The organism is Polaromonas sp. CG_9.11, from assembly GCF_015752225.1.
In the GTDB taxonomy this organism is placed as follows: domain Bacteria; phylum Pseudomonadota; class Gammaproteobacteria; order Burkholderiales; family Burkholderiaceae_C; genus Polaromonas.
In genome coordinates, this window is sequence record NZ_JADOVE010000056.1 from 1 (window position 1) to 3,889 (window position 3,889).

Annotated in this window: 2 protein-coding genes; one reads left to right on the plus strand and one right to left on the minus strand. The window is 61.0% G+C overall.

Going from position 1 to position 3,889, the window contains the following annotated elements:
- Positions 1 to 54: 54 nt before the first annotated feature.
- Positions 55 to 3,039: a Tn3 family transposase gene (locus IWX85_RS19945; protein WP_196870957.1), complete on the minus strand. Its 2,985-nt coding sequence runs from the start codon at positions 3,037 to 3,039 to the stop codon at positions 55 to 57.
- A 120-nt stretch (positions 3,040 to 3,159) separates the two neighbouring features.
- On the opposite strand from IWX85_RS19945, the gene IWX85_RS19950 reads away from it, so the two are divergent.
- The gene (locus tag IWX85_RS19950) at positions 3,160 to 3,780 is read left to right on the plus strand and encodes a recombinase family protein (RefSeq protein ID WP_196870958.1); all 621 of its coding nucleotides are present in this window, start codon (positions 3,160 to 3,162) and stop codon (positions 3,778 to 3,780) included.
- Positions 3,781 to 3,889 lie beyond the last annotated feature (109 nt).

Genomic DNA, 3,889 nt, shown 5'->3' on the forward strand with positions numbered 1-3,889 from the left:
GGCGTAAGGATTCGTTCGTAAATGAGTAAGATCGCCCGCAAACCCGCACCAGGCTTAGGTTTCGAACCCGACCCCGTAGTTCACAGGGTGGGGATGACGCTCTTTCATTTCGTAAAGTCCAAAGCGATTGAGGTGATGCGTTCGGTAGGGGCTCAGCCTGGCAAGCAGCTCCGGCGTGAGTTTCATGCCATCCGTTTGCAGTTCCTTCAACGCCTGCGTAATGGTGTGGCAATTGTGGAAGATCACCAGGTTGGAGATCAGGTGGTTGTACTTGATGACCTTGAGTTGATCGTCGCGAACGTTGTGGGTGATGGTGTCGGCGCCAAAATAGGCCCACTGGGCAAAATTGTTGAAGCCTTCGCACTTGTTTTGCGCGGCCTGAATGATGCGGCGCAAGTCCTCATCGCCAATGTAGTCGAGCAGGAACGTGGTGCGAATCACCCGCCCGAGTTCGCGAAACGCGAAGTACAGTTTGTTCTTGCGGCTGGCCGTGCCAAGTTTTCGCAGCACCGTCGAGGGTGAAATCCGTCCGGCCCGGATGGACTGGGCGACTTGCAGCATGTCGGGCAAGTGGCAGGCGATCAGGTCCCAGTCGATCGCTTCTCCGGTAAACAAGGTGTCGATGTGCTGGTACGCCTCCTGAGGCGTGGGCCTGTACCATTTGAGATCCTTCCAGTTGCGTATGCGTGGCATCAGCTTGATGCCCAGCAGGAAAGCCAATGCGTAGACTGGCGCACTTTGCGCCTGCGTGTCGCCGTGCAAGATGTCGGGCTGAACGTCCGATGTGTTTTTGCTCAGGCCATCGAGGATGTAGATGGCCTCCCAGACCCCGCAGGGAATGAAGTGCGAGAACAGGGCGATATAAGCATCGCTGACGTGATAGTAGGCAATGCCGCCATGGCCACCGTAGCGGATGTGCCGCTCGGACAGCAGGTTGTTTTCGTACAGGTTCCACTGGGTGCCGTCGGCCGCAGCGCGCCGGGTGTCACCCCAATACCGAGGCAGCTGGAACTGGTTATAAGCGTTGATGGTGTCGGTGATCGCCGCCTCCAGTTTTTCAGTGCTCGCCTGGCGCTGATCGACGAAAGAGATCTGCCGCGCGCTGATGTCGGCGATATTGCGGGCGGTCTGGGTCGGACCCAGTCCGGTTCCGTATGCAAACGTGGTCAGGATTTTTCGCCGCGCCTCTTCCTTGAGTTTGCCCTGGTGTCCGCTGAGCGGCCCAAGATGCCTGTCCCAGCCGATCCATTGCGACGTATCGACGAGTACATCGAGCAGCGACAGTCCCAGCGCATCGAGCTTGCCCGTCAAGGCCTGGTCCAGCAGCGCGAACCCTTCGGGAAGCGGCGCCTTGGCATGGCGCCCCAGCTTCGCACGGCCTTCAATGATTCTGAAGAATGGATTTTCAGGATACAACTCGTCGGCCTTGCGCGCGGCCGCCTCCAGGAGGCCCCGAACGTGCTGCACGAACGCATTGTCCTGAACCGGCAGGCCGACCTCCTGGCCATCCACCTCACGGGTGCGCGCACACTCGTCCAGCGGCACCAGCTCATCGCGAAAGTCGGCGTATTCATTAGCGCCCACCAGGCACATATCGCCCGATTTGAGTTCCCGAACCATCTGCGCGCAAACGCAGGCCTCGAACTGGCGCCGATGCAGCCGCGTGGGCGCTTCGCGCTGGACCATGCCCGTGATGAGCTGCCACCATTTTTCCGGCACCCAGCCCAAGTCTGGCAAGCTCAAACCAGCAGCCGTGGCGCTTTGCAGCACGATCCACTCGCCCGAGCGTCCCCGCTGCGCGAGCATGAAGGTCAAAGCACGCTCGAAGCTGGCATCCTGGCTGGTCGAGACGAATCGCAGTGCGCTCAGGATGCGCAGCAATTCGCTGCGCTTGCTGGCAAAGACAGGCGCCATGAAGCGGCATTCGTTCTTGCCACCGTATTGCGCGTGCAAGCGCGAGAATTCCCACAGGTCGGGCCGCGAAGCGATGGTCTGGCGAACGGCCAGCAACTGGGCCTGGCCCGGCGCATCCGACTTCAACACGGCATCGAGCGATGCGTAGCGACGCAAAATCTCGTCCGTCTTTGCCTGGTTGTCCACCAAATACTGCTGCAATGCTTCTGTGGCCGCCTGCGATACCCGGCTCATCTGTTTGCAAAAGATGTTGCACAGGTCATCGGTCACGACGCCGAGTCGATGATGCAGCACGGCCAATGTCACCGCGTACCGTTGGGAGGCTGCCAGGTCAGCCATGCTGGCAGCGTCCAGCGCATTGCCCTCCAGCGCCCATTGACTGACCTTGATGAGCGGAACCGATTTGAGGATCGCGTTGTAGCGGGAAAGTGCGCTCAACTGCTCAAAGCGTGCCAGCAGCTCGCGCATGCCGTGAACGGTTGGCTTGACGGGGTCTTGCTTGAGGTCGTTCCAAGGACTGACCCGCCGGGGATTGTCCCCGACGACAAACAGCGCATCGAGAAATACCTCGCCAGTTTCGCCCAAGACGCCATGGACCTGCCCGTACAGGGTGTGATTGGCCGCTGCGCGAGCCGCGCGTGCTTGGCGCACCAGGGTGTCGAAGGCGGGCAACTCGTAGCGGCTTCGGACCAGCATCTCGATGCCGACGTTGACGATGTCGGCCACATCCTCTTTGGTCATCGCCGCATCGTTGAGCGCTTCGCACAGCAGCACCTTGCCAGCGGCCCCAAAAGGCTGGACGTCGAGAAATTTTCGCACTGCCGCCAAATGCTTTCGGCGCGCCTGGGACTCATCGTAGCGGCGCAAGTCCTCGCGATCAATGCGCCGCCCCATGGCGATGGCGATATGCTCGATGATCACGGGCGGAATCTGGCTCGACACTACGAAATACCCCAGGCGCTGGAAGGACTTGAGCAAAAGCACAAAACCCAGTCGCGTCGTGGGTGCGCGCGCGGCGAGGGCGCCACAGGCTTGCTCCTCCTGCGTTGGCGTGTAGAAGCGCTCCAGCTCCGCAGGCGATGGGCGACTTTTAAAGCGCGGATAGGCGGTATCGCTGGGTTGCAAGTGGGACGGTCCTGGCGGTTTGAAATCTGAGGCTGTATCGTTTAAAGTAAACTTTATCTGGACCGTCATTCTGGCGCGGCCCCATGCGCCCTGGCGGGCGGTTTTGCGCGAAGGATTCAATTGGGACAGCGAGCGGCTCTTTACTGCCGGGTTTCCACGGCGGACCAGACCTGCGAGCGCCAGGAAGTCGATCTGCGGGCGTTTGCTGCCAAGGCTGGCTTTGAGGTCGTTGGGGTCTGGAAGGAAACGGCTTCGGGCGCCAAGGATGATCGCGCCCAGCGCAAGAAGGTCATGGCGCTGGCCCAGGCGCGCGATGTCGATGTGGTGCTGGTGACTGAGCTGACCCGCTGGGGCCGCTCGACGGTCGATCTGTTTCACACGCTGGGCGAACTCCAGGCGTGGGGCATTTCCCTGATTGCCCAGACGGGCCTGCAGTTCGATCTGGCCACGCCGCAGGGCAAGCTCATCGCCTCACTGATGGCGGTCTTGGCCGAGTTCGAGCGGGATCTGCTGCGCGAGCAGGTGCGCTCGGGCATTGCCGCAGCGCAAGCGCGCGGCGTTCGCTTCGGGCGTCAGCCCGGCCAGCGCGTCAAGGCCGATCGCCATCAAAAGCGTGCGCTGGAGCTGGTGGCTGCCGGGCAGTCGTACCGGGAAGTCGCGCTGCGCCTGGGCATCAGCAAGAACACGGTGCTGGACATCGTCAAGCGCGACCGCGCGAAACAGGCAGCGCTTGCAGGCTGAGGCTCAGTGGATAGTTGCACCAAAACGCATCTTCAAATCACTGAAATCCAAGCCTGGCGGGGTTTGCGGGCGATCTTACTCATTTACGAACGAATCCTTACGCCTACCC